Below are 22,322 nucleotides of genomic sequence, written 5' to 3' on the forward strand. Positions count from 1 at the left end.
AACAGATGCACACACGACCCTCCATCGACTTCCGCATTGCGGAAGTCAACGGTAACACGCCAAGGCTTGAGCGCATCCGCTCGCTATTAGCCGACAGCGGATTAGGCATGGACAGCGACATCACGACCTTCGTTGAAGCCTGGTCGGGAGAGCAACTGGTGGGGTGTGCAGGCCTTGCCGCGAACGTCATCAAATGCGTGGCGGTCGATGCGCAGCTTCGCGGCGAAAACCTCAGCGCCCGGCTGCTGGCGGAAGTGGAGAACCTGGCGCTGGCGCGCGGCCACTTCCACCTCTTTCTCTGCACGCGCCCCTGCAACCGGGAGCGCTTTCAGCACAGCGGTTTCTGGCCCATCGTCCAGAGCGGCAATAACGCGGTGCTGATGGAGAACACACCGTCGGGCATTGAGCGCTACTGCCGCTCGCTGCGGGCAAAGCGGCTGGCGGGTAAGCGCACTGGTGCCATCGTGATGAATGCCAACCCCTTTACCCTCGGCCACCGCCATCTGGTAGAGCAGGCGGCAAAAGCCTGCGATGCCCTGCATCTGTTTGTGGTGCGTGAAGATGCCTCGTTCTTCCCCTTCGCCGCGCGGCTGAAGATGGTGAAAGCGGGCGTAGCGCACCTGGCAAACGTTACGGTGCATGAGGGCTCGCAGTACATCATCTCCCGCGCCACCTTTCCGGCCTACTTCCTGAAAGAGACCGGCAAAGTGCAGCAGGCGTGGAGCGAAATCGACCTGCTGATCTTTCGCAACCACATCGCCCCGGCGCTTGGCATTACCCACCGCTTTATCGGCAGCGAACCCTTTTGCGCGGTGACCCGCCAGTACAACAACACCATGCACCAGATGCTGGCGGGCGCGGTTGAGGTGGTGGAGATCCCACGCATTAAAGCCGCGGGCACGGCAATTTCGGCGTCCGAAGTGCGCCGTTTATTAAAAACACACCAGTTTTCCCGCATTCGGGAAATCGTACCGAATACCACTTTCGCGCATCTTGAAGCCCATTACGGCGTGGAAGTCGCTTAAAAAATCAGGACTGATAACTATGAAAATTGTACGGGAGGCGCTGGCGGGAACCCTCGAATCCAGCGACCTGATGGTGAAAATCGCCCCTACCGACGGTGAGCTGGAGGTGGTGGTGCGCAGCGAAGTGATCAAGCAGTTTGGCGATCAGATCCGCCGCGTGGTGAATGAGACACTGCGCGCGATGGAGATCCGCCAGGGCTTAATCATTATTGAAGATAAAGGCGCGCTGGATTGCGTGATCCGCGCCCGTCTGCAAAGCGCCGTGTTGCGCGCCGCAGAAGAGAAGGAGATCGCGTGGGGGACACTGCTGTGAAAAAACTTCGTCGTAGCATGCTGTTTCTGCCGGGCGCTAACGCCGCTATGCTCTCCACCGCTTTTATCTACCGCCCCGATTCAATCATGTTTGACCTCGAAGATGCGGTTGCCCTGCGCGAGAAAGATACCGCTCGCCTGCTGGTCTTTCATGCTCTGCAACATCCGATGTATCAGGATATTGAAACCGTGGTACGCATCAACCCGCTGAATACCCCGTTTGGCCTGCCGGATCTCGAAGCGGTCGTGCGCGCGGGCGTTGATGTGGTGCGCCTGCCGAAAACCGACAGCCCGGAGGATATCTATGAACTCGAGCGCCACCTGGAGCGCATCGAGCTTGCCTGCGGGCGGGAAGTGGGATCGACCCGCGTGATGGCGGCGATTGAGTCGGCAATTGGCGTGATTAACGCCGTGGCGATTGCCCGCAGTTCGCAGCGGCTGATCGGCATTGCGCTGGCGGCCTTCGATTACGTGATGGATATGCAGACCGAGCGCGGCGACGGCACCGAACTCTTCTATGCCCGCTGTGCGGTGCTGCACGCCGCCCGCGCTGCCGGTATCGACGCCTTCGACGTGGTGTGGTCAGACGTCAATGATGAAGCCGGGTTCCTGCGCGAAGTGGAGCTGGTGCGCAAGATGGGCTTTAACGGCAAATCGCTGATTAACCCGCGCCAGATCGACCTGCTGCATAACGCCTATGCGCCGACGCAGCAGGAGGTCGATCACGCCAAAGTTGTGATTGAAGCGGCAGAGGAGGGGGAGCGTAACGGCCTTGGCGTCGTCTCCCTGAATGGCAAAATGATCGACGCCCCCATTATTAACCATGCGCAGATGGTGCTGGAACGCGCGGCGGCGTCCGGCGTGCGTCGTTAAGGAGAAAACCATGAACCACCAAACTGAGCTGCTTCACGTCAACTTTCCCCATCTGCGTGAATTAAAACCCTTTGATACCGCCCACAGCGCCACACCGTGGCTGGCGGATGACGACGCCAGGCTAAACCGTAAACTCTGCGCCTCGCTGGAAGAGGCGATTAGGCGCAGCGGCCTGCGCGATGGGATGACCATCTCTTTCCACCACGCCTTTCGCGAAGGCGACCGGGTGATCAACACCGTGGTGGCAACCCTTGCGCGCCTTGGCTTCAAAAACCTGACGCTCGCCTCCAGTTCGCTGATGACCTGTAACGATGAGCTGATTGAGCATATTCAGAGCGGCGTGATCGGCAAAATTTACACCTCCGGCATGCGCGGCAAGCTGGCGGATGCCATCTCCCACGGGCTGATGGCAGAGCCGGTGCAGATCCACTCCCACGGCGGGCGGGTAAAACTGTTGCAGGATGGCGAGCTGAAGATCGATGTCGCCTTTCTCGGCGTGCCGTGCAGCGATGCCTTCGGTAACGCCAACGGTACGCAGGGGAAATCCTGCTGCGGCTCGCTCGGCTACGCGATGGTTGACGCCGAATTTGCCGATAAAGTGGTGCTGCTGACCGAAGAAGTGGTGCCGTTTCCCAATATGCCCGCCAGTCTGAGTCAGGATCGGGTGGATCTGATTGTCCAGGTGGAGAGCGTGGGCGATCCGGCGAAAATCAGCGTCGGCGCCGCGCGTGTTACCAGCAATCCACGCGAGTTGATGATTGCCCGCTATGCGGCGGATGTGATTGAGCACTCCGGTTACTTCCGCGACGGCTTCTCGATGCAGACCGGCTCCGGTGCGGCATCGACCGCGGCGACCCGCTTTATGGCCGAGAAGATGGAGCGCCACGGCGTCAAAGCCCGTTTCGCCCTCGGCGGCATTACCGGCAGCCTGGTCGAACTGCATGAGAAGGGGCTGATTGAGAAGCTGCTGGATACCCAGTGCTTTGACGGTGAAGCAGCGGCTTCGCTGCGCCGTAATCCCAATCATGTGGAGATCTCGACCAACGTTTACGCCAACCCCGGCGGTAAAGCAGCAAGCTGCGACCAGCTGGATGTGGTGATCCTCAGCGCGCTGGAGATCGATATCGACTTTAACGTCAACGTGATTACCGGTTCGGACGGCGTAATGCGCGGTGCCTCCGGCGGCCACTGCGATGTGGCAGCGGCGGCAAATCTGACCATTGTGGTTGCTCCACTGCTGCGCAGCCGCATTCCGACAGTGGTGAAGCGCGTGACCACTCGCCTGACGCCGGGGGAGAGTATTGATGTGCTGGTCACCGACCACGGCATTGCGGTCAACCCGGCGCGCCCGGAAGTCCGCGAACGTTTAGTGGCGGCAGGGCTGAAAGTGGTCGATATCGAGACGCTCTATCAGCGGGCGATCTCCCTTACCGGCGAGCCAAAACCGATCGCCTTTACCGACAGGATTGTCGGAGTGATCCGCTATCGCGACGGCAGCGTGATTGACGTTGTGCGCCAGGTAAAAGAGGAGGAGCTATGACCACGATGACTCCCGAGCGTACCGGTGTCAGCCTTGAGGCGCTGCTGGCGGCGAAAGAGAAGCGCGCCGCGCGCCAGGCTGAGTGGCTTCGCCACTATCAACAACCGATTATCTCCCTGACGCTGGTTACCCCGGGCGCGGTGAAAGATACGATGCGCTATCGCAACACTATGGGCGTGGCGTTACAAGCCTGCGACCAGATGCTGTGGCAGCGCGGCTGGCAGATGCTCGACCGCCAGGTGTTGTGGCTGCCGACCGGGGCAGAAGCGATGTGGTGCGTGGCTCATCCGGCGGCGGAGCTGAAAGCACAATGCATTGAGCTGGAGCAGACCCATCCGCTCGGCAGGCTGTGGGATTTTGATATTTTCTGCCCGCAAAACGGCCAGGTTGGCCGCCATTCACTGGATCGCAGCACCCGCCGCTGTCTGGTGTGCGATGAACCGGCGCACAGCTGCGCCCGCTCCCGCCGTCATCCGCTGGATGAGGTCGTGAGCCGCGTTGAGGGGCTGATTAATGGCTGGTTTACCCGCGACTAAACCTGCCGTGGCGTTTGTGCCTGCGCTGGCGGCGCGGGCGCTGCGGCAGGAGCTGGATCTCACCCCGAAGCCGGGGCTGGTGGACAGGGCAAACAGCGGCGCGCACCGCGATATGGATTACGCGCTGTTTCTCGCCAGTATCGACGCCATTACGCCGTGGTTTGCCCGCTTCGAGCAGGCGGGTTTTGATCATGCCCATAAACCGGCGGCGGCGCAGTTACGGCTGATTAGACCGATGGGGATTGCTTGTGAGCAGGCGATGTTTGCCGCCACTGATGGGGTGAACACCCATAAAGGCGGCATCTTCTCACTCGGGTTGCTGTCGTTTGCCGCCGGGCGGCTACGGGAGCGGGATTGGCAACTGAGCGCGGATGCGCTTTGTGATGAGGTGAGCGCTATTTGCCGCGGGCTGGTGGCGCGCGAGCTTGCCGGGCGGGCGCAGGCGATCACGGCCGGGGAAAAGCAGTTTCGCGACTATGGCCTGACCGGCGCGCGCGGCGAGGCGGAGCAGGGGTTTATTACCGTGCGCCGTGCGGTATTGCCCTTCTGGCAGCAGGAGCAGGGGGAGCGCCGTTTGCACAACGCGCTGCTCAGGCTGATGGCGGTTAACCGCGACAGCAATTTGGTGTCACGCGGTGGCCTGGCGGGGCTACGTTATGTGCAGGATTATGCGCAGCAGCTATTAGCCACCGGATGGGAGAGGGATGATTTACGCCAGATGGACCAGGCGTTGATTGCGCGACATTTAAGCCCCGGCGGCAGCGCCGATCTGCTGGCAGTGGCGTATGTGCTGGCGATGCTCCCGTAACCGAAGCTGTTTCGTAGGCCGGATAAGGCAACGCCGCCATCCGGCGATGGGTGCAAATGCCTGATGGCGGTGTTACGTAGGCCGGATAAGGCAACGCCGCCATCCGGCAATGGGTGCAAATGCCGGATAGCGCTGCGCTTATCAGGCCCGCAAAATGAGACCCATAAAAAACCCGGCGCTCAGGCCGGGTTTTTTGTTTACGCTTTCTGCGTCACGCCAGATGGCTCGCGCACGTGTTTGTATTTAAACAACATCACGAAGGCAACGGCCAGCACCAGCGAGTAACCGGCGAAGATCAGCCACACGGTTTTCCAGTCGGTAAGACCGGCGGTGGTGTACATCTCCACCACTTTGCCGCTCACCATCCCGCCGAGGATACAGCCGAAGCCGTTGGTCATCATCAGCAGCATACCCTGCGCGCTGGCGCGGATTTCCGGGCTAACCTCTTTCTCAACAAACACCGAGCCGGAGATGTTGAAGAAGTCGAAGGCGCAACCATACACGATCATCGACAGCACCAGCAGCACGGTGCCGAACGGCATCGGGTCGCCATAAGCGAACAGACCAAAGCGCAGCACCCAGGCGAGGATACTGATCATCATCACGTTCTTAATGCCGTAACGGCTGAGGAAGAACGGAATGGCGAGGATAAAGACGGTTTCTGAAATCTGCGAAATCGACATCATTACCGACGCATGGGTAACGATAAAGCTGTTAGCGAACAGCGGGTTCGAATCGAAGCTGTGCAGGAAGGTGTTGCCGAACATATTGGTGATCTGCAACTCCGCGCCCAGCAGCATGGAGAAGATAAAGAAGATCGCCATACGTTTGTTTTTATACAGCGCAAAGGCGTTCAGGCCGAGCATCTCCACCCAGGTCTGCTTCTGCTTGCTGTTAGCCACCGGAATGTGCGGCAGCGTCAGCGCAATCACGCTCAGCAGCAGCGACAGTGCGGCACCAATGTAGAGCTGCATATGGCTTAACTCAAAGCCGGAGAAGCTCACTGCCCACATGGCGAGGATAAAGCCGATGGTGCCCCAGATACGAATCGGCGGGAAATCGGTGACGATATCGTGCCCGGCGGATTTAAGACGGAAATAGGAGATGGAGTTCACCAGGCTCAGCGTCGGCATATAGGCCAGCGAGTTGAGCAGAATAATGGCAAACATCGCGCCCGGCGTGGTGACGCCTGCGGCGATAAACAGCGTGATCGCACCGACCAGATGACAGAGGGCATAAACCCATTTCGCGCTGAGCCACTTATCGGCGACGATGCCTAAAAGCGTTGGCATAAACAGCGAGGCGATACCGAGGGAGCTGTAGACCGCGCCGACTTCCGCGCCCTGGAATTTCAGGGTCACGATCATGTAAGAGCCAAGTGTCGTCAGCCAACTGCCCCACAGGCAGAACTGCAGAAAGATGATTACTTTCAGCTGCAGCTTAAGATTCATGCTAATTTCCTCGCAAAGGAGACGGTTGTCGTTGTAATGGGCAGATATACTGCGAATTTCGGCGGCACTTTATCACTTTGCGGCGGCATTGTTTGTTACGTACGACAGAAAAATGCAATCTTCGTCTGATTGCATTCTTATTAAGTGATCTTGATCACGCTTTTACGCAACCGATTGCGAGAGCCAGAAGGCGGGCTTATGCCCTTTTACCTGCAAAGGTAAAAAGGCATAAACCACACGGGGCGTTAATTACGACGGTAGGTTTTCTGCGCGGCGTTCACTTTGTAGAGATAGCGGCGTGACTCAGCAGAAGGGTGACGGGTAGTAAGGGTTTCATACACGTCGCCCGGTGACATGGTGTTGATAATATTCGCCGCCTGCACTTTATCCGCCGAGAAGACGCGCAGCACGCTGCCCGCGCCGCCGTTATAGGCGGTGATCACCGCATAGCGCCGTGAGGTCGGGTTGCTGATACCGCCAAGATAGATATTGTTCAGCATCGCCAGATAAGCGGTGCCGGTATCAATATTGCTCTGCGGATCGAAGAGATAGCTGCGGTCCGGCGTGCCGGATTTACCCTGCGCGCGGAAGACATCTTTCCCGGCGCTGTGCTGTACCACCTGCATCAAACCGAGCGCATCGGAGCGGCTCACCGCATAGGGGTTGAAGGAGGATTCCGTCTGCATAATTGCCAGAATCAACGACTCTTCGACGCCATACTTATGCGACGCTTTGCGCACCATGCCCATATATTTATGCGCACGTTTATCGAGGTGGTTCGGCACCAGGTTAATGGTGATGCTGGAGATCACACGGATGCCGCTGGTGCGGGTTTTCAGCCGCGTTTGCAGCAGATAGTCGGCATATTTTTCCGCACGCCACTGCCAGCGAATCGCTTCGCCGTTGTTGTCCAGCACCTGGCCATAGAGGAAGGGCTGCTTAGAGATGGTAATGTCGTCGGTGTCGGAGTAGAGATCGATAGAGCCGGGATCGTCGCCCATCAGCAGCGTTTTAACGATCGCCGCGCGCAGGTGCGCCGCCGGATCGGTCGCCGAGATGGTCTCAACCGTAATCGTCCCTTCATCAAAGTTGATGTGGCTTCGCGTCTGGTACTGATCGGTATACTTAACGTAATCCTTTGGGCCTGCGATCAGTACTTCGTTAAAGCCCCATAAATTCTCAATATTGTGGGCGAACTGGCCCATCAAAATGTCAAAACCGTTGGTGTCTTTGATCCAGGCTTCGTTGTAGTCTTCGCCGGATTTATTAGAGCTGGAACAAGAGATCAGCAACGGCGCGATCATCGCTAGCGCTAAAAATTTTTTCATCATTCCGGATGCAGTTGTGTTTGATTACAGCGCCTGAGACGCTCGCGAACCGGCAATGCCTTCCCTGGATTTATGGCACTGCCGGCGGGTTTAAACCACGACGCCTATTTTTTTTCTTGTGGCGTGTAGCCTTCAATGTGCACGTCTTTGCCTTCAAACAGGAAATTGACCATCTCCTCTTCCAGCAATTTACGGTGCTCGACGTTCATCATGTTGAGTTTCTTCTCATTGATCAGCATCGTCTGCTTCTGCTGCCACTGCTTCCAGGCCTCTTTCGAGATCTCGTTATAGATGCGTTTACCCAGGTCGCCCGGATAGAGCTGGAAGTCTTGCCCTTCCGCTTCGCGTTGCAGGAAGGTACAAAAAATGGTTCTGCTCATAATCATTCCTCTTTTTGCGCGCCGTTAAGATGCCGCTTCGGCGCGTAATTGCTGTATCAGGCGTTCCACCGGAGCCGCCAGACCGACGGATGGCGGTTGCGCTAAGTTATACCAAAGACCTGCGCCTTCATCCATGCACGCGGCAAAGGAGGACACAGGAAGCCACATCGGCACAATATCGAGGTGGAAATGGCTAAAAGTGTGGCGGAACGCGACAAGTTGGCTGAGAGTATCCGCGCTAATCCCTCTTTGCGCCAGCCAGTCGCGCAGCGCCGCTTCATTGCCAAACTGCGGGAAGCAGAAGAGGCCGCCCCACAGGCCGCTCGGCGGGCGCTGTTCAAGATAGACCGCGCCCTCATGCTCCATCAGCAGCAGATAACCGGTGCGCTCGGGCAGGATCTGCTTCGGCTTTTTACCCGGATAGCTGCTCCAGCTGTGCGTGGCGTAAGCGATACAGCCGCTTTGCAGCGGACAGAGTTCACACTTCGGTTTTGAGCGGGTGCAGACCATGGCACCCAGATCCATCATCGCCTGGTTAAAGCGCTCGACGCCTTTCGCCGGTGTTACCTGTTCGCTTATCTCCCACAGCCGTTTCTCCACCTCTTTCTTACCCGGCCAGCCGGCCACCGCATAACAGCGGGCCAGCACGCGCTTCACGTTGCCATCGAGAATCGGAAAGTGTTTACCGAGGGATAAAGAGAGGATCGCGCCCGCCGTCGAACGACCAACGCCTGGCAGCGCGGCAACTTCTTCGAAGGTTTCAGGAAAACGGCCATTGTGCTGCGTGGCGATCTGCTGCGCGGCTTTATGCAGATTGCGCGCGCGGGCGTAGTAACCGAGCCCGGTCCACAGATGCAGCACTTCATCCAGCGGCGCGCGGGCTAAATCGGTCACCGTCGGGAAGCGCGCCATAAAGCGCTCGAAATAGGGGATTACCGTTGCGACCTGGGTTTGTTGCAACATCACTTCTGACAGCCATACTTTGTAGGGCGTCTTTTCAATTTGCCAGGGCAGGGTTTTCCGCCCGAATTTGTCGTACCAGTCCAGAACCTGGGCTGAGAATTGAGACGCTTGCATGGTCACCAGAATCGCTTTATCAGGGGCGAAGATTGCAGCACAGCGGCGATGCACTGTAAACCGGAACTTTCCGGTGCTTGCATCATGCCATGAACTTTGGATAATGCCCGTTTCCTGAACACTCTCACGAGCAGAAAACTTTATGAATAACGACGTCATTTCACCGGAATTTGATGAAAATGGCCGCCCGCTGCGCCGCATTCGTAGCTTTGTCCGTCGCCAGGGGCGTCTGACGAAGGGTCAGCAGCACGCGCTGGACAATTACTGGCCGGTGATGGGCGTTGAGTTTACCGAACAGCCGCTCAATTTTACCGCACTGTTTGGTCGTAGCGCGCCGGTAACGCTGGAGATCGGTTTCGGCATGGGCGCTTCGCTGGTCGAAATGGCGAAAACCCGCCCGGAGCAGGATTTCCTCGGCATTGAAGTGCATTCGCCTGGCGTCGGTGCCTGCCTCTCTTCCGCTCACGAAGAGGGCGTCGAGAATCTGCGCGTAATGTGTCACGACGCGGTAGAAGTGCTGCACACCATGATCCCGGATAACTCCTTAAACATGGTGCAACTCTTTTTCCCGGACCCGTGGCATAAAGCGCGTCATAATAAGCGCCGTATTGTGCAGGTACCCTTTGCCGAGCTGGTGAAGAGCAAGCTCAAGCTGGGCGGCGTGTTCCACATGGCGACCGACTGGGAAGCCTATGCAGAACACATGCTGGAGGTGATGACCTCTATCGACGGGTATAAAAACCTGTCAGCCAGCAACAACTATGTGCCGCGCCCGGAATCGCGCCCGGTAACGAAATTTGAACAGCGTGGCCATCGTCTTGGTCACGGTGTATGGGACTTAATGTTCGAGAGGGTGAAATAATGGCAAAGAACCGCAGCCGTCGCTTGCGTAAAAAGATGCATATCGACGAATTCCAGGAAGTGGGTTTCTCCGTCGCGTGGCGTTTCCCGGAAGGCACTACCGAAGAGCAGATCGACAGCACCGTTGATAACTTCATCAAGCAGGTGATTGCGCCAAATAAACTGGCGTTTGATGGCAGCGGCTATCTGGCGTGGGAAGGGTTAATCTGCCTGCAAGAGATTGGCAAATGCACCGAAGAGCATCAGGCCCTTGTGCGTAAGTGGCTGGAGGAGCAGAAGCTCGAAGCGGTACGCACCAGCGAACTTTTCGACGTCTGGTGGGACTAAACAAACATAAGGGCCAGCATCTGCTGGCCCATTTTGTCTCTACAGGAGTTTATACCATGCGTAAATCGCTGCTGGCGGCAACGCTCACTCTTACAGCTTTCGCGGCGCAGGCAGATTATCAGTGCAGCGTCACGCCGCGTGACGATGTGATTATCAGCCCGCAAACCGTGCAGGTGAAGGGCGAAAACGGCAATCTGGTGATCACGCCAGAGGGCAATGTGATGTTTAACGGCAAGCAGCCGTCCCTTAGCGCTGCCCAGCGCGAGCAGGCGAAAGATTACCAGGCTGAGTTACGCAGCGCCCTGCCGTGGATCGATAACGGCGCGCTGACTCGCGTAGAGAAAAACCGCATTGCGCTGGATAAGATCATCGTCAAAGAGGTGGGGGAGAGCAGCAGCATGCGTAACCGCCTCACCAAACTCGACGCGCAGCTTAAAGAGCAGATGAATCGCATTATCGAGCATCGCAGTGACGGCCTGACGTTCCACTACAAGGCGATTGAACAGGTTCGCGCCGACGGTCAGCAGTTAGTCAACCAGGCGATGGGCGGCATTCTGCAGGACAGCATTAACGAAATGGGCGCGAAAGCGGTGATGAAGAGCGGCGGCAATCCGTTGCAGAATGTGCTCGGCAATCTCGGCGGCTTACAAACCTCTATCCAGAATGAATGGAAAAATCAGGAAGCTGACTTCCAGCAGTTTGGCAAAGATGTCTGTCAGCGCGTGGTTTCGCTCGAAGAGAGCCGCAAAGCGTTAACCTCCTCCCTGAAGTAACTTTTCACGGCGGCTTTTTTCTGCATTCACAAAAAAGTCGCCGTTTCGCGAAATATATTCTTAGTTGTTTAACTTCTGTTTATTTTTATCTCTCGCGCTACTCCTTGCGCAATATTCTAATTACGCTGATGTTTTATACACGCCGCCGCTGCTAATAAATGGTTTAAGATAAAAGCAACTACTAATGCTCTCTTTTTACCTACCATATCTTGGGGTTTTACTTAAGATATAAATCTTTTTCGTGAACAGCGTACCATTTTCATACTTTCAGAATGTTCTTGTTGATGCTAATATCGCCGCCTCAATTACGGATATCTCTCCTGCATAAGTAATCTATGTCATCAATAAACTTACAGCCGCGAAGCGACGCTTCGTTTTATGAAGACTCTGCTCTTAACCTTAAAAAGAATGAGGTTGATCTGCTTTATCTCTTCAGCCTTTTATGGCGAGGCAAAAAATTCATTATTGCGACCGTGATACTTTTCGCCGTCTGTGGCTTCTTTATTAGCGCGTTATTGCCGCAAAAATGGACCAGCCAGGCCGAGATTACGCCGGCGGAAAAGATCCAGTGGGCTGAACTGCAGCGAGCGTTAATGACCCTGCAAGTGCTTGATGTGAAGAGCTCCGTTTCGCCGGACGATGTCTATAACCTCTTCCTGAAGAAATTTGCTTCACAGTCGTTGAAAGAGGAGTTCCTGGCGACTTCTCCGCTGGTGCTGAGCCAACTTGAGCAGAGCAATCTCGATCAGTATGATTTGCGGCGCGCACTGGCGCTGGTGGCTGGCAATCTCAAAATTACCAATAATGATAAATCGGGAAGCCTTACAGATACGCCGTATGCCTCATGGTCGCTCAGTTTCACCGCGCCAAAGGCCGTTGAAGCGCAGCAGGTGCTGACAGATTACATCAACTTCATTACCGCCAAAGTAGTGAGCGAAACGCTTGAAACCTTGCGTAACGATATTGAGCTGAAGAAAAACGTCGAAAAAAATGTGCTGGAGATGGATCGCGCCCGCATTGCCAACGCTCACGAGGCAAAATTAAAGCGTCTGAATTACTCGCTTGAAGTGGCGAATGCTGCCGGCATCAAACGTCCGGTCTACAGCAATGGCCAGGCGGTACAGGATGATCCGGACTTCTCTATTGCGCTGGGTGCTGACGGTATCTCTGAAAAATTGCGCATTGAGCAGTCGATGAAAGATTTTACCGAGCTGAATGCAGACTTCCGTAACCGTGAGTATCATCTGGCGCAGCTTGAGAAAGTGAATATTAAAGATGTGGAGTTCTCTCCTTTTAAATATCAACTTTCGCCGTCGTTCCCGATGAAAAAAGATGGGCCGGGTAAAGCCATTGTTATCGCACTGGCGATCATTCTTGGCGGTATTATCTCCTCTGGTATCGTCTTATTGCGCCACGGGATGCAGCAGCGGAAATTTCTGTAAACTTGATCTGTAAATAATCACATCACTAAAATAATTAAGGGGAAATAATATTTCCCCTTAATTTTATCTCTCACTTCATGTTACTCATTAAGAAACAACTCAAGCAATGAATTGAGGAACAGCTTACCGTGCTCGGTAATCTGCCAGTGCGTTGTGCTCTCGGTCAGATAATTGAGCGCCAGTGCCTGCTCAATTTGCGGACGAATGATCTTTTCATCCAGCCCGGTATATGCGGAAAACTCTGCCCGCGGTGCTGCCTCCAGCAGGCGGAAACGGTTCATAAAGAACTCGAACGGCTTATCCTGCTCTTCAACATCATGCTGCTTATCAAGGTAATTTCCCTGCATATAGCCGCGTGGATGACGCGTTTTCGCCGTACGCAAAATGCGCCCATCCGCGAAGGTCACTTTGCCGTGCGCGCCGCAACCGATACCGAGATAGTCGCCAAAGCGCCAGTAGTTCAGGTTGTGCTGGCACTGATAGCCCGGTTTGGCATAGGCCGAGGTTTCATACTGCTGATAACCGGCGGCCGTCAGGATCTGATGTCCTTGCTCGAAGATATCCCACAGCGCGTCATCATCCGGCAGCACCGGCGGGCGCGAGCTGAAGAGCGTATTGGGTTCGATAGTAAGCTGATACCACGACAGATGCGGCGGGTTTAAGGCGATGGCCTGGCGCAGGTCGTCGAGCGCTTCGTCAACGGATTGATCCGGCAAGCCGTGCATTAAATCGAGGTTGAAGCTGCGCAGCCCCAGCCCGCTTGCCAGATGTGCGGCACGTTTAGCTTCTTCAGGGCCGTGAATACGCCCGAGGCGCTGCAACTTGGTTTCGCTGAAACTCTGCACGCCAATCGAAATACGGTTAACGCCGGCGCGCTGGTAGTCGGCGAAGCGGTCAGCCTCTACGGTGCCGGGGTTCGCCTCCATGGTAATTTCCGCATCGCTCGCCAGCGGCAGACGCGCGCGAACGCCGTCAAGCAGGGTCTGCATCGCCGGGCCGGAGAGCAGGCTTGGCGTACCGCCGCCGATAAAAATGGTCTTTATTTCCCGTCCCTGGGCGTATGCGGCATCACGATCCAGATCAGCAAGCAGATGCTGGACATAGTCGTCGTGCGGCACTTCACCCTTCAGCGCGTGGGAGTTGAAGTCGCAGTAGGGGCACTTCTGCACGCACCAGGGAATGTGGATATAGAGACTCAGAGGCGGCAAATCAGCCATTACGCATTGCTTCCAGTAACAGGGTTAACGCCTGACCGCGATGGGAGAGGGCACGCTTCTCGTCGCGCGTCAGCTCCGCGGCAGTTTTGCCTTCGGAGGGGACGAAAAAGATAGGATCGTAACCAAAGCCGCCGCTGCCCGCAGGCGCGTGGGCTATAACGCCAGGCCAGCTACCGTGGCACACCAGCGGTGTCGGATCGTCGGCGTGGCGCATATAGACCAGTACACAGTGGAACTGCGCCTGGCGCTCGCCGTCCGGCACGTTTTGCAGCGCGTCGAGCAGCTTTTCCAGGTTCTGTTGATCGCTGGCTTCAAGGCCAGCGTAGCGTGCGGAGTAGATCCCCGGCGCGCCGCCCAGCGCATCGACTGCCAGCCCCGAATCATCGGCAATGGCGGGTAAGCCGGTCACTTTTGCCGCATGACGGGCTTTCAGAATGGCATTTTCAATGAAGGTCAGCCCGGTCTCTTCAACGGATTCGACGCCCAGCTCGGTTTGTGCGACCACATCGAGGCCGAAATCATTGAGCAGCGAGGCAAGCTCGCGCACTTTACCGGCATTGCCGGTGGCGAGGACAACTTTTTGCATAGCGGATCCTAATTTATCAGCGCCGCGACTTCCGTCGGGATCTGTTGCGGATGAACGATTTTAATCTGTTTATGGCGGCCCAGTTCGCCCTTTTCGATCAGCACCTGGCTTTTCGCGACGCGGAACTGTTTAGCGAGAAATTTCACCAGGTGCGCATTGGCCTGGCCATCCACTGGCGGGGCGGTGATGGCGACTTTTACTTCGTCGCCATGCAAACCGATAATCGCGTCGCGGCTGGCTTTCGGCTGAATATAAAGCCGTAAAACCAGCCCGTCCTGAGAGGATACAACGGCACTCATAGTGCCATCCACAGCCCCGGCAGCAGCATATCACCGGTGGATTGCAACAGTTCGGCAATCCCCATATTGAGCACATAGAGCAGCAGCACGAGGATCATCGGCGAGAAGTCGATGCCGCCCATTGCTGGCAGCAGGTTGCGGATCGGGCGCAGCAGCGGCTCGGTTAGCTGAACCAGTGCATACTCAGCCGGGCTACGGCCCTGGCTGACCCAACTCATGATTGCCATCACCAGTAGCACCCAGAAAATCATCAGGCCAATGGTTTTGACCAGAATCAGCAGGGCAGATATCCAGATAATCGGCTGCAAGGTGACCACCATAAACAGCACAATCGCCTTGATAAAACTCAGCACAAAAGCGACCAGCAGCGAGGCGCTGTCGAGCGGCCCCATCGCCGGGATAATGCGGCGCAGCGGCCCGACAATCGGCTGGGTGGCTTTAACGACAAATTGCGAAAAAGGGTTATAAAAATCACAGCGTGCCCACTGCATCCAGACGCGCAACAGCAGAACCATGGTGTAGAGTTCAAGCACTGTTGAGAGCAGGAAAGTCAACGTCTTCATGGCGTTCCTCAGTTTCTCTTACTTTTTTGTGTAATCGCGCGCACCAAAAATGGCGGTACCAATGCGCACCATCGTACTGCCCGCCGCGATGGCTGCGGACATATCATCCGTCATGCCCAACGACAGGGTATCGACCGTTGAATAGCGCGTTTTAAGCGCCTCAAATGCTACAGCCATTTGCCGTGCCACGGCAAACTGCCGTTCGTACTCCGCTTCCGGTGCCGGGATCGCCATCAACCCGCGCAGGCAGATGCCCGGCAGTTCAGCGAGTTGCGCGGCAAGCTCATCCAGTTCGCTCAGGGCGATACCGGACTTGCTCTGCTCATCGCTGATGTTGATTTGGATAAGAACATTAAGCGGCGCGCGCGTTGCCGGGCGCTGCTCGCTAAGGCGGCTGGCGATGCGCAGACGGTCGACAGTGTGGCACCAGTCGAAGTGCTCCGCTACCAGACGGCTTTTGTTGGACTGCAACGGGCCGATAAAGTGCCACTCCAGCCCGCTGATGCCCGCCTGCTGGAAGTGCTGGATCTTCTCCACTCCCTCCTGCACATAGTTTTCGCCAAACGCACGTTGTCCGGCATCGATCGCTTCTGCGACGTCGCTCGCAGGCTTGGTTTTACTCACTGCAAGTAACGTAACTTCTTCTGAAGCCCGGCCGCAGCGTGCCGCCGCGGCGGAGATTTTGTCCCGGACCTGTGCCAGGTTATGCGCGATATCGTTCATGATTCCAGGATGGCGTAATGGATATAGAAGAAATAGTGGCGCTTAGTGTAAAGCATAATGTCTCGGATCTACACCTGTGCAGTGGTTCTCCACCGCGCTGGCGACAGCACGGGCAGCTTACCGCTGCGCCTTTTGAGCCGCCCGACATCATCGCACTGCTCAGCGGGCAGCTTACCTCCCTGCAACAGCAGCAGTGGCGCGAAACGAGACAGGTGGATTTTGCGCTCACCACAGCTGGCGGCAGGCGACTGCGCGCAGGCGCGTTTGCCCGCCACGGCGGCATATCATTAGCGCTGCGCCTGTTGCCACAGCGCTGCCCGCAGCTTAGCGATATCTCTGCTCCGGCGGCGCTGACTGAACTGCTGGCGCGGGAGAACGGTCTGATCCTCGTCACCGGCGCGACCGGTAGCGGTAAATCGACAACCCTTGCGGCGATGGTGCAACACCTCAATCAACAGGCCGGGGGGCATATTGTGACGCTGGAAGATCCCATTGAGTTCGTGCACCAGAGCGGCAACAGCCTGATCCAGCAGCGCGAGATAGGTCAACACTGCGCCTCGTTTGCCGACGGGCTGCGTGCAGCGCTGCGCCAGGATCCGGATGTGATCCTGCTTGGCGAGTTGCGCGATAGCGAGACGATCCGCCTGGCCCTGACCGCCGCCGAAACCGGGCATCTGGTGCTGGCGACCCTGCACACGCGCGGCGCGGCGCAGGCCGTCGAGCGGCTGGTGGACAGCTTTCCGGCACAAGAAAAGGAGCCGGTGCGCAGCCAGCTGGCGGGCAGCTTGCAGGCGGTGCTGGCGCAGAGGCTGGAGGCGGATAAGCAGGGCGGGCGCGTGGCGCTGTTTGAGTTGCTGATTAACACCCCGGCGGTGGCGAACCTTATTCGCGAAGGCAAAACCCATCAGCTGCCCGGCGTGATGCAAACCGGGCAGCAGCAGGGGATGCAGACCTTCGCGCAGAGCCAGCAGCAGCGGGTGCGCGAAGGGCGACTTTAGTGAAGATGCAGCGCGTAAACTGCGGGCAGCGCGCCTGCGGTGGCGAGGATCTCCAGCCTGACGCTGCTCGCCGTGATGGGGCGGGTGAAACGGTGCTGGCAGACGGAGTGGTGATTATCATCAACCTCTGCCAGCAGCCACTCGTCAGCCCACAGGCGATAGTGCGTAATACAGTGGGGCGTGACGGCAAGCGGGTGTCCCATCTGCACGGACTCCATGGCGTTATCGAAATCGTTGTCCTGCACCAGCGTCAACTGGCTAATCGCCTGCGGGCTCTCCCAGCGCCAGACGATCTCCGGCGCGGCGTCATCCATCGCCGGGGACCAGGCGTTGATCTGCTGCTCGGGGCGCAGGCGGCCGTTGAGCACATTCTGCATGCTCCAGCCGGCAATCGGCGGATCGCAGCGCAGGGCGGGCATGATCTGCGCAGGGTGGCGGCGAGGCAGCCAGAAGTCGAATTCGTCGACGCCGTAATCACCATCGGCGACCTGGCGGGTGTGTTTGGCAACGCGCGCATTAAGGCTGTTAAACACCGTCATGATGCCCGGCAGACGCGCATCGGTAAGCGCGATCTCAACCTCTTCATGGGCGGCGAAGGCGAGGAAAACATACTGGTTGCGTTCGCTCTGCCACTGGAAGGTGACGGTCTGCTCGCCTTCGCCAGCCACGTTCAGCACCTGCTCCTCAAAGTGGCAATCGGGGGTGAAGTTACCGGCCCGCACGCTGCCGAGCAGGGAGACCGTCAGCTCCGTCGGCCGCTTTGCCCGCAGCCGCAGGGTGATGGAGGGCACGGTATGGCCCGCCGGAACAGGCAGCAGCAGGGCCATCCTCTCCGCCAGCGGATGCCAGTTGCCGTTGTGCGCGAGCGCCGTCAGGCTGTACTCGCTGCTGGCCGTGACGCTGGCACCTGCCGCCGGGTCGTTGAGCCACTGGCGCGGGATATAGCAGCCGTTAAGCTGCAACTGCTGTTGCAGCGCGCCGATATGCTCACGCTGCGCAAGGGTCTGTGGCGTAAGACTGCGCGCATGGCACAGCGCGGCGGCGCGGCCCACCACCTCGCCGAGCAGGCCGCAGGTGCACATCACGCGGGCGCTGCCGAAGGCGACGTGGGATGCGGAGATAATCCGTCCGGTCAGCAGCAGGTTATCCAGCGAGCGGCTGTAGAGGCTGCGAAACGGGATGGTGTAGGTGCCTTTGCTGTGAAACTGACGGCAGCCGTCATGGGTGCTGTAGACGCCGTCCGCCGGATGCAGATCGATCGACCAGCCGCCATAGCCCACGGCGTCATAGTGGTCGCGCTGCTCGATGATATCCTGCTGGCTCAGCAGATGGTCGCCCACGAAGCGGCGGCTTTCGCGCTTGCCGGGGATCGCGCCGACCCACTCGATGGTCATCTTTTCCGCTTCCGGGAAGTTGCCGGAGTTTTTGATGTGATCCCACACGCCCCAGACGATCTTCCACAGCTCCCATTTAATCTCTTCGCTCTCATGCACGGTATCAAGACGTCCGCCCCATTCAAGCCACCAGAGATCGCAGCCGTTAAGGGTGGAGGTGAGGCGTTTGTAACGTGGGATGGCGGTAATATCTTTCAGTGCGAAAGAGGGGGGAACAAAGTTAACCGGCCCGTCAGTCTGTTTGGTGTAGAAGTAGATGGAGTGGCCGAGCTTGTGGCCGAAGTTGTCGCCGGGTGCCATTTTCTCCCCGAGCTCCTCTGCTTCTTCTGCGCCCTCACGATATTCGGCACCCGCCAGATATCCGAGCACACCGTCGCCGGTGGCATCACAAAACTGTGCGGCGCTGACGGTATAAAAGGTCTCATTGATCGGGTTGAAGGCTTTCACTTGAGTGATGGTCTGCGCCTCTTTTTCCACCTCAAACACGGCGGTATTAAGCAGCAGTGTCAGCCCCGGCTGGCTTCTGGCAAGGTCGAGCAGCACCAGGTCAAACATCACCGGATTGCCCTCTTTATTGCGCCAGAGGTTCTCCTCCATGATCTCGCCCATAATGCCGCCTTCGCGCGCCCAGCGGTTGTTGTTGCCCATATGCGATGTCGCGCCGTTTGCCCACAGGCGCACTTCGCTGGAAGCGTTGCCGCCGAGCACCGGTCTGTCCTGAATCAGCACCACCTCTAAACCGTCGCGCGCTGCTGCCAGCGCGGCGCACAGCCCTGCCAGCCCGCCGCCCGCGACGACCAGATCGGCATGCAGTTGCCGGGTCGGAAAAGCTCTGGCATCGGTGTGAGGAAAGATTTTCATTATCTTGTTTCCTTTTTGACTGACGGTAGAATCGTTTTTTCCAGCCAACTGAAAAGCGAACCCTGCAATGTCTTCTCAACCGAACCAAAGTCTGATTGATGGCATTCGCTGCCTGCAGTACCTCGTCTCCAGCGATCGCGCCATTGGCTGTCGTGAGCTGTCGCGTCTGATGGGCATTAACACCACCCGCGTAAACCGGTTATTGATGACCATGGCTTCCATCGGCCTGACCATGCAGGATGCGCAGCGTCGCTACCTTCCCGGCCCCGGCATTCATGCGCTGGCGGCGCAGGCCATTCGCGGTTCGGCGCTCTTCTCCCACGCGCTGCCGCTGCTTGAACGCTACGCCCCGAAAGATATCGTCGTGGCGATGGGCGTGCTGTGGGAGGATCAGGTGATCTACATCTACCACTCTGAACCCGGCAGCCAGGTGAGCCAGGCGCTGGCCGGTTTCCATATGCTGCCTGCCTGGCAGTCGGTCATTGGCATGTCGCTGCTGGCGGCAGAGAGCGACGAGGCGCTGCAACAGCGCTTTACGCCGGAGCAGTGGCAGCAGCTTGGTCCGCATGTTGCCCAGCAGCGCGCGCAGGGGCACGTGGTGTGGCATCACGACGACGGTGAAGTGTCGATGGCGAAACCCCTTGGCGCCCACTCCGCCGCCCTCGCGTTTGCCGGTCTGTGGCAGGTTGACGATGCGGTTGTTGAGACGCGCTTAGACGCCCTGCACGAACTGGCTCAGCGCTTAACCGAGAAACCCTGATAGCCTTTATGTTTCTTTTATAGAAACATTGGTGAGAATGCAAAAAGCCTGGCTGTAAAGTGTGAGAAAGATCGGCAGAAAGCCGCGAGGCGATCGCGGCTAAGAGAAAAGAGAGGGGAGAACGGGCAGGGTTACGGGTGCAGCTCGAAGTAGCTTTCGAGAATAATCACCGCCGACGCTGAGTCGACGCTGCCTTTATCAAGGGCGCGAAATCCGCCGCGTTCAAACAGCCCGGAACGCGCTTCAACGGTGCTTAACCGTTCATCATGCAGGATCACTTTCGCGCCAAAACGGCCGTGGATTTTATTGGCAAAGTTGCGGGCGCGGGCGGTGAGTAGCTGCTCGGTGCCATCCATATTAAGCGGCAACCCAACCACCACCGCTTCCGGCTGCCACTCTTTGAGCAGGTTTTCGATCCGTTTCCACTCCGGCGTGCCGTCCTGCGCTTTCAGCGCCGTCAGCGCGCGCGCCGTCCCGGTAATGCGCTGCCCGATGGCAACGCCAATGCTTTTGGTGCCAAAATCAAACGCCAGCAGTGTACCGCTCATCAGGCATGCCCCGCGACGCCCGGCATGGTCGAAATATCGATGCCGATAAGCTTTGCCGCTTCGCGCCAGCGATCTGCGATGGGCGTTTTGAACAGGATATTGAGATCCGCCGGCGCGGTAAGCCACGCGTTATCAAGGATCTCCTCCTCGAGCTGCCCCTTATCCCACGACGAGTAGCCCAGCGCGACCATCACCTCAGCAGGCTGTTCGCCGGTGCCGAGCGTCTCCAGCACATCACGCGAGGTGGTGACCACGGTGTTGTCCGAGACGCGAATGCTGGAGGCAAAACCGCCTGGCGGGGTGTGCAGGATAAAGCCGCGATCTTCCGCCAGCGGGCCGCCAAGCAGCACCGGTTTATCAAGACGGATCGCCGGGTCGCGATCGACGGCCTCGATTTTCAGTTTTTCAAGCACGCCCTCTACCGTCAGGTTTTCCAGCGGCTTATTGATGATAAGCCCCATCGCCCCTTCCTCGCTGTGCTCGCAGATATAGACAACGGAGCGCCGGAAGAGGGGATCCTGGAGAGCAGGCATGGCAATAAGAAAGTGATGCTGTAAATTCATTGTCAGAGGTTCTGTTCCTGGTTCAAAAAAGCGACAACGTAGTATGGGGGGAAAGCAGGGTGCTGTCACGAGATAAAGCGGGAAGGGCGCGGGCTCTCGCTCGCACCCTGTGTGGCACTTATTTAGCCAGACGTTTTTCGATAGCGTCCATCAGCATACCGGTGATGGAGACCGGGAATTCGGCTTCGATTTCACGGATGCAGGTCGGGCTGGTGACGTTAATTTCGGTCAGGCGATCGCCGATGATATCGAGGCCGACGAAGATAAGCCCTTTGGCTTTCAGCACCGGCGCGACTTTACGCGCAATCTCCCAATCGCTCTCGGTCAGCGGACGCGGTTCGCCGCGACCACCGGCCGCCAGGTTGCCACGGGTTTCTCCGCCCTGCGGCACGCGCGCCAGGCAGTAAGGCACCGGTTCGCCATCGACTACCAGCACACGTTTGTCGCCCTCTTTAATGGCTGGCAGGTAGTTCTGCGCCATGCAGTAGCGAGTGCCCAGTTCGGTCAGAGTTTCGGTGATTACTGAGAGGTTCGGATCGCCCTCTTTGACGCGGAAAATCGAGGTGCCGCCCATGCCGTCCAGCGGCTTAAGGATAATGTCGGTGTGTTTTTGCCAGAAGGCTTTCAGCCGCGCTTTATCGCGGGTGACCAGCGTTTCCGGCGTTAGATCCGGGAACCAGGCGGTGAAGAGTTTTTCGTTACAGTCGCGCAGGCTCTGCGGTTTGTTAACAATCAGCGTGCCTTGCTCTTCCGCGCGTTCAAGGATATAGGTCGCGTAGATATACTCGGTATCGAACGGCGGATCTTTACGCATCAGTACGGTGTCGAGATCCGCCAGCGCGATATCCTGCTCGCTGCCAAATTCATACCATTTGTCGTAGTTCTGCTCGACGGAGAGGGTACGCGTGCGGGCGCGGGCTTCACCGTTAATCAGATAGAGATCGGCCATCTCCATATAGTGCAGCTCGTAGCCGCGGCGCTGTGCTTCCAGCAGCATGGCGAAGCTGGAGTCTTTCTTGATGTTAATGTCCGCGATGGGATCCATCACGATGCCGAGCTTAATCATTCTGCTTCTCC

General features: G+C 57.6%; 25 protein-coding genes. 12 read left to right on the forward strand and 13 right to left on the reverse strand.

What is annotated here, in order from left to right; all coding sequences use genetic code 11:
* Nucleotides 1-5 precede the first annotated feature (5 nt).
* From citC to citG, 6 genes are read left to right on the forward strand one after another with little or no spacing between them, the layout of a single operon-like run.
* Nucleotides 6-1,025, forward strand: a complete 1,020-nt coding sequence (gene citC / locus EH164_RS03375) for a [citrate (pro-3S)-lyase] ligase (RefSeq protein WP_124967290.1) — start codon at nucleotides 6-8, stop codon at nucleotides 1,023-1,025.
* 19 nt (nucleotides 1,026-1,044) lie between these two features.
* On the forward strand, nucleotides 1,045-1,338 hold the full coding sequence (gene citD / locus EH164_RS03380; RefSeq protein WP_042716827.1) for a citrate lyase acyl carrier protein: 294 nt from the start codon (nucleotides 1,045-1,047) through the stop codon (nucleotides 1,336-1,338).
* Nucleotides 1,335-2,210 carry a citrate (pro-3S)-lyase subunit beta gene (gene citE, locus EH164_RS03385; protein ID WP_023481022.1) on the forward strand — a complete coding sequence of 292 codons (876 nt, stop codon included), beginning with the start codon at nucleotides 1,335-1,337 and terminating at the stop codon, nucleotides 2,208-2,210. The genes citD and citE overlap by 4 nt, the downstream gene beginning before the upstream one ends.
* A 10-nt stretch (nucleotides 2,211-2,220) precedes the next feature.
* Nucleotides 2,221-3,750, forward strand: a complete 1,530-nt coding sequence (gene citF, locus EH164_RS03390) for a citrate lyase subunit alpha (RefSeq protein WP_124967291.1) — start codon at nucleotides 2,221-2,223, stop codon at nucleotides 3,748-3,750.
* Complete coding sequence (citX, locus tag EH164_RS03395; protein ID WP_124967292.1) at nucleotides 3,747-4,286, forward strand: citrate lyase holo-[acyl-carrier protein] synthase; 540 nt, start codon at nucleotides 3,747-3,749, stop codon at nucleotides 4,284-4,286. Before citF ends, citX begins: the two co-directional genes overlap by 4 nt.
* A complete protein-coding gene (citG, locus tag EH164_RS03400; RefSeq protein WP_124967293.1) occupies nucleotides 4,264-5,094 on the forward strand; it encodes a triphosphoribosyl-dephospho-CoA synthase CitG in 831 nt (276 codons plus the stop codon). Before citX ends, citG begins: the two co-directional genes overlap by 23 nt.
* A 197-nt stretch (nucleotides 5,095-5,291) precedes the next feature.
* Here citG and EH164_RS03405 read toward each other — a convergent pair whose 3' ends face one another.
* The 4 genes from EH164_RS03405 to mutY all read right to left on the reverse strand — a co-directional run bounded on the left by EH164_RS03405 (nucleotide 5,292) and on the right by mutY (nucleotide 9,330).
* Nucleotides 5,292-6,545, reverse strand: a complete 1,254-nt coding sequence (locus tag EH164_RS03405; RefSeq protein WP_124967294.1) for a nucleoside permease — start codon at nucleotides 6,543-6,545, stop codon at nucleotides 5,292-5,294.
* Between the two features lie 245 nt (nucleotides 6,546-6,790).
* Complete coding sequence (mltC, locus tag EH164_RS03410) at nucleotides 6,791-7,873, reverse strand: membrane-bound lytic murein transglycosylase MltC (RefSeq protein WP_023480727.1); 1,083 nt, start codon at nucleotides 7,871-7,873, stop codon at nucleotides 6,791-6,793.
* Between the two features lie 104 nt (nucleotides 7,874-7,977).
* Nucleotides 7,978-8,253, reverse strand: coding sequence for an oxidative damage protection protein (locus tag EH164_RS03415; protein ID WP_020455176.1), 276 nt, complete (start codon nucleotides 8,251-8,253; stop codon nucleotides 7,978-7,980).
* A 24-nt stretch (nucleotides 8,254-8,277) separates the two neighbouring features.
* Nucleotides 8,278-9,330, reverse strand: a complete 1,053-nt coding sequence (mutY, locus tag EH164_RS03420) for an A/G-specific adenine glycosylase (RefSeq protein WP_124967295.1) — start codon at nucleotides 9,328-9,330, stop codon at nucleotides 8,278-8,280.
* Nucleotides 9,331-9,472: 142 nt separating this feature from the next.
* Between mutY and trmB the strand changes: the two genes are divergently transcribed.
* The 4 genes from trmB (at nucleotide 9,473) to wzz(fepE) (ending at nucleotide 12,733) form a co-directional block, all read left to right on the forward strand.
* The gene (trmB, locus tag EH164_RS03425; protein ID WP_124967296.1) at nucleotides 9,473-10,192 is read left to right on the forward strand and encodes a tRNA (guanosine(46)-N7)-methyltransferase TrmB; all 720 of its coding nucleotides are present in this window, start codon (nucleotides 9,473-9,475) and stop codon (nucleotides 10,190-10,192) included.
* Complete coding sequence (locus tag EH164_RS03430) at nucleotides 10,192-10,518, forward strand: YggL family protein (RefSeq protein WP_023480838.1); 327 nt, start codon at nucleotides 10,192-10,194, stop codon at nucleotides 10,516-10,518. Before trmB ends, EH164_RS03430 begins: the two co-directional genes overlap by 1 nt.
* Before the next feature lie 56 nt (nucleotides 10,519-10,574).
* A complete protein-coding gene (locus EH164_RS03435; protein WP_124967297.1) occupies nucleotides 10,575-11,291 on the forward strand; it encodes a DUF2884 domain-containing protein in 717 nt (238 codons plus the stop codon).
* Nucleotides 11,292-11,626: 335 nt separating this feature from the next.
* On the forward strand, nucleotides 11,627-12,733 hold the full coding sequence (gene wzz(fepE) / locus EH164_RS03440) for an LPS O-antigen length regulator Wzz(fepE) (protein ID WP_124967298.1): 1,107 nt from the start codon (nucleotides 11,627-11,629) through the stop codon (nucleotides 12,731-12,733).
* An 80-nt stretch (nucleotides 12,734-12,813) separates the two neighbouring features.
* Here wzz(fepE) and hemW read toward each other — a convergent pair whose 3' ends face one another.
* Genes hemW through EH164_RS03465 form a run of 5 tightly spaced genes read right to left on the reverse strand, consistent with a single transcriptional unit; the run spans nucleotide 12,814 to nucleotide 16,121 of the window.
* Nucleotides 12,814-13,950, reverse strand: coding sequence for a radical SAM family heme chaperone HemW (gene hemW, locus EH164_RS03445; RefSeq protein WP_124967299.1), 1,137 nt, complete (start codon nucleotides 13,948-13,950; stop codon nucleotides 12,814-12,816).
* A complete protein-coding gene (locus EH164_RS03450) occupies nucleotides 13,943-14,536 on the reverse strand; it encodes an XTP/dITP diphosphatase (RefSeq protein ID WP_124967300.1) in 594 nt (197 codons plus the stop codon). Before EH164_RS03450 ends, hemW begins: the two co-directional genes overlap by 8 nt.
* Before the next feature lie 8 nt (nucleotides 14,537-14,544).
* On the reverse strand, nucleotides 14,545-14,835 hold the full coding sequence (gene yggU, locus EH164_RS03455; protein ID WP_042713571.1) for a DUF167 family protein YggU: 291 nt from the start codon (nucleotides 14,833-14,835) through the stop codon (nucleotides 14,545-14,547).
* Entirely contained in the window at nucleotides 14,832-15,398 is a 567-nt protein-coding gene (locus EH164_RS03460) for a YggT family protein (RefSeq protein ID WP_124967301.1), read from the reverse strand. The genes yggU and EH164_RS03460 overlap by 4 nt, the downstream gene beginning before the upstream one ends.
* A gap of 18 nt (nucleotides 15,399-15,416) precedes the next feature.
* Nucleotides 15,417-16,121 carry a YggS family pyridoxal phosphate-dependent enzyme gene (locus tag EH164_RS03465; protein ID WP_124967302.1) on the reverse strand — a complete coding sequence of 235 codons (705 nt, stop codon included), beginning with the start codon at nucleotides 16,119-16,121 and terminating at the stop codon, nucleotides 15,417-15,419.
* Between the two features lie 17 nt (nucleotides 16,122-16,138).
* Here EH164_RS03465 and EH164_RS03470 point away from each other — a divergent pair, with 17 nt between their 5' ends.
* Nucleotides 16,139-17,119 carry a type IV pilus twitching motility protein PilT gene (locus EH164_RS03470; RefSeq protein WP_124967303.1) on the forward strand — a complete coding sequence of 327 codons (981 nt, stop codon included), beginning with the start codon at nucleotides 16,139-16,141 and terminating at the stop codon, nucleotides 17,117-17,119.
* Here EH164_RS03470 and EH164_RS03475 read toward each other — a convergent pair.
* Complete coding sequence (locus EH164_RS03475; protein ID WP_124967304.1) at nucleotides 17,116-19,374, reverse strand: FAD-dependent oxidoreductase; 2,259 nt, start codon at nucleotides 19,372-19,374, stop codon at nucleotides 17,116-17,118. The genes EH164_RS03470 and EH164_RS03475 overlap by 4 nt on opposite strands.
* A gap of 67 nt (nucleotides 19,375-19,441) precedes the next feature.
* Here EH164_RS03475 and EH164_RS03480 point away from each other — a divergent pair, with 67 nt between their 5' ends.
* Nucleotides 19,442-20,134 (forward strand): IclR family transcriptional regulator, encoded by a 693-nt coding sequence (locus EH164_RS03480; protein WP_124967305.1) that lies wholly within the window; start codon nucleotides 19,442-19,444, stop codon nucleotides 20,132-20,134.
* Between the two features lie 131 nt (nucleotides 20,135-20,265).
* On the opposite strand, the gene ruvX is transcribed toward EH164_RS03480, so the two are convergent.
* The 3 genes from ruvX to gshB all read right to left on the reverse strand — a co-directional run bounded on the left by ruvX (nucleotide 20,266) and on the right by gshB (nucleotide 22,311).
* Nucleotides 20,266-20,682, reverse strand: coding sequence for a Holliday junction resolvase RuvX (ruvX, locus tag EH164_RS03485; protein ID WP_023480823.1), 417 nt, complete (start codon nucleotides 20,680-20,682; stop codon nucleotides 20,266-20,268).
* Entirely contained in the window at nucleotides 20,682-21,245 is a 564-nt protein-coding gene (locus EH164_RS03490; RefSeq protein ID WP_124967306.1) for a YqgE/AlgH family protein, read from the reverse strand. Before EH164_RS03490 ends, ruvX begins: the two co-directional genes overlap by 1 nt.
* Before the next feature lie 118 nt (nucleotides 21,246-21,363).
* A complete protein-coding gene (gshB, locus tag EH164_RS03495; protein WP_124967307.1) occupies nucleotides 21,364-22,311 on the reverse strand; it encodes a glutathione synthase in 948 nt (315 codons plus the stop codon).
* Nucleotides 22,312-22,322: the final 11 nt, after the last annotated feature.

This window comes from Kosakonia sp. CCTCC M2018092 (genome assembly GCF_003864115.1).
GTDB classification, from domain to species: domain Bacteria; phylum Pseudomonadota; class Gammaproteobacteria; order Enterobacterales; family Enterobacteriaceae; genus Kosakonia; species Kosakonia cowanii.

Coding starts and splice junctions, on each gene's coding strand:
- citC (WP_124967290.1), top strand. CDS start 6: ATGCACACACGACCCTCCATCGACTTCCGCATTGCGGAAGTCAACGGT.
- citD (WP_042716827.1), top strand. CDS start 1,045: ATGAAAATTGTACGGGAGGCGCTGGCGGGAACCCTCGAATCCAGCGAC.
- citF (WP_124967291.1), top strand. CDS start 2,221: ATGAACCACCAAACTGAGCTGCTTCACGTCAACTTTCCCCATCTGCGT.
- citX (WP_124967292.1), top strand. CDS start 3,747: ATGACCACGATGACTCCCGAGCGTACCGGTGTCAGCCTTGAGGCGCTG.
- citG (WP_124967293.1), top strand. CDS start 4,264: ATGGCTGGTTTACCCGCGACTAAACCTGCCGTGGCGTTTGTGCCTGCG.
- EH164_RS03405 (WP_124967294.1), bottom strand. CDS start 6,545: ATGAATCTTAAGCTGCAGCTGAAAGTAATCATCTTTCTGCAGTTCTGC.
- mltC (WP_023480727.1), bottom strand. CDS start 7,873: ATGAAAAAATTTTTAGCGCTAGCGATGATCGCGCCGTTGCTGATCTCT.
- EH164_RS03415 (WP_020455176.1), bottom strand. CDS start 8,253: ATGAGCAGAACCATTTTTTGTACCTTCCTGCAACGCGAAGCGGAAGGG.
- mutY (WP_124967295.1), bottom strand. CDS start 9,330: ATGCAAGCGTCTCAATTCTCAGCCCAGGTTCTGGACTGGTACGACAAA.
- trmB (WP_124967296.1), top strand. CDS start 9,473: ATGAATAACGACGTCATTTCACCGGAATTTGATGAAAATGGCCGCCCG.
- EH164_RS03430 (WP_023480838.1), top strand. CDS start 10,192: ATGGCAAAGAACCGCAGCCGTCGCTTGCGTAAAAAGATGCATATCGAC.
- EH164_RS03435 (WP_124967297.1), top strand. CDS start 10,575: ATGCGTAAATCGCTGCTGGCGGCAACGCTCACTCTTACAGCTTTCGCG.
- hemW (WP_124967299.1), bottom strand. CDS start 13,950: ATGGCTGATTTGCCGCCTCTGAGTCTCTATATCCACATTCCCTGGTGC.
- EH164_RS03450 (WP_124967300.1), bottom strand. CDS start 14,536: ATGCAAAAAGTTGTCCTCGCCACCGGCAATGCCGGTAAAGTGCGCGAG.
- yggU (WP_042713571.1), bottom strand. CDS start 14,835: ATGAGTGCCGTTGTATCCTCTCAGGACGGGCTGGTTTTACGGCTTTAT.
- EH164_RS03460 (WP_124967301.1), bottom strand. CDS start 15,398: ATGAAGACGTTGACTTTCCTGCTCTCAACAGTGCTTGAACTCTACACC.
- EH164_RS03465 (WP_124967302.1), bottom strand. CDS start 16,121: ATGAACGATATCGCGCATAACCTGGCACAGGTCCGGGACAAAATCTCC.
- EH164_RS03470 (WP_124967303.1), top strand. CDS start 16,139: ATGGATATAGAAGAAATAGTGGCGCTTAGTGTAAAGCATAATGTCTCG.
- EH164_RS03475 (WP_124967304.1), bottom strand. CDS start 19,374: ATGAAAATCTTTCCTCACACCGATGCCAGAGCTTTTCCGACCCGGCAA.
- EH164_RS03480 (WP_124967305.1), top strand. CDS start 19,442: ATGTCTTCTCAACCGAACCAAAGTCTGATTGATGGCATTCGCTGCCTG.
- ruvX (WP_023480823.1), bottom strand. CDS start 20,682: ATGAGCGGTACACTGCTGGCGTTTGATTTTGGCACCAAAAGCATTGGC.
- EH164_RS03490 (WP_124967306.1), bottom strand. CDS start 21,245: ATGAATTTACAGCATCACTTTCTTATTGCCATGCCTGCTCTCCAGGAT.
- gshB (WP_124967307.1), bottom strand. CDS start 22,311: ATGATTAAGCTCGGCATCGTGATGGATCCCATCGCGGACATTAACATC.